This is a genomic window from Hyphomonas sp. (assembly GCF_013823385.1).
Lineage (GTDB): Bacteria > Pseudomonadota > Alphaproteobacteria > Caulobacterales > Hyphomonadaceae > Hyphomonas.
In genome coordinates, this window is the sequence record NZ_PNMA01000166.1 from 1 (window position 1) to 1,051 (window position 1,051).

Here is a 1,051-nt window from a genome sequence, read left to right on the forward strand (position 1 = left end):
GTGGTCATTCCAGCTGGCGGCCAGCGCTGGGATCAAGACGTCGCTCAATTGCTCTAGGCACCTCCCTTTGTGGCCTTTGCAAAGCATACGATTAACTGCTTGCATTTGCAGGAGTAGCACGCAGATTGCCTTACAAATTGAAAGGCGAGGTCGCAACTATGCCGAAGACGTTGCTCAATGAGAACCGGAGGTCTGCGGGGCATCAGTCTCGAATGCTGCAAGTGCACAAGAGCTGCGTTTACAATCGCTCACTGCAAGCAGGCAGTGCAGCGCGTGCCCGGGCCGTCGTTGCATCGATAGTGCTGTTTCTTTTGTCGCCATCGTGCAGCCTTGGAGATCCAATAGCAGATCGGGACTGGCGCAATGAAACAGTCTATGTTCAGGTGGGCGAAGTGGTGTTCGAATTGTCGCCTGGGCGGGTCTACAGCCTGAATGGCATGAAAGATAAAGAGATCAACGCTGCTCTCGCAGAGGGCAAGGGTACCCAAGCATCCCCTCTTCGGCTCCCTAACGTTCGGATAGGAGTGCCGCTGACTGACACTCGTGGCCTAGATTACGACGTCTCAATTACAGAACCTAGGGAAATGGGCGGTGCGAGGAACGTTGTTGCGATACCCCAGGCCGCCAGCCTATCCTCCGTCGATTTCAATCAAAGCTCAGACCGTCTTTCCGGCAAAACCTATGAGGGGTCAGCGACTTTCCGATTTTCTAACGGCCAAGTGATCGAAAGGCCAGTGGGATGTTCTGTAGTGCTTATCGAGGGGGAGATACGCAACGTATTTTGCACCGCTAGCGGCCTGGGGTATCGCGGCATTTTAACTTCTTTGCGCGCAAATGACGGGAATGCAGATGAAGTCGCCAACGACTTTCGCCGCGGTCTAGAACTCATCTCTGACATTACGACAAAGTAGTGAGGCGATCACGGTTCCAGCACCCTGATGAAGCTTCGAAAGCAGCCATTCTCCTATCCACCCACTTTCGGCCATTCCGACCTCTCGGCCCTCGTCCCGAAAGCGGCCATCGTATGCGACGGTCCTCACCGGACGCTTAC

Annotated in this window: 1 protein-coding gene; it reads left to right on the plus strand. The window is 54.6% G+C overall.

Annotation, left to right across the window (positions count from 1 at the left end):
* The first annotated feature begins 212 nt into the window (after nucleotides 1–212).
* On the plus strand, nucleotides 213–911 hold the full coding sequence (locus C0456_RS20795; RefSeq protein ID WP_291056693.1) for a hypothetical protein: 699 nt from the start codon (nucleotides 213–215) through the stop codon (nucleotides 909–911).
* The last annotated feature ends 140 nt before the right edge of the window (nucleotides 912–1,051 follow it).

Bases quoted from the DNA above. Each gene is read 5' to 3' on its own strand.
- C0456_RS20795 (WP_291056693.1), top strand. From the start codon at position 213: ATGCTGCAAGTGCACAAGAGCTGCGTTTACAATCGCTCACTGCAAGCA.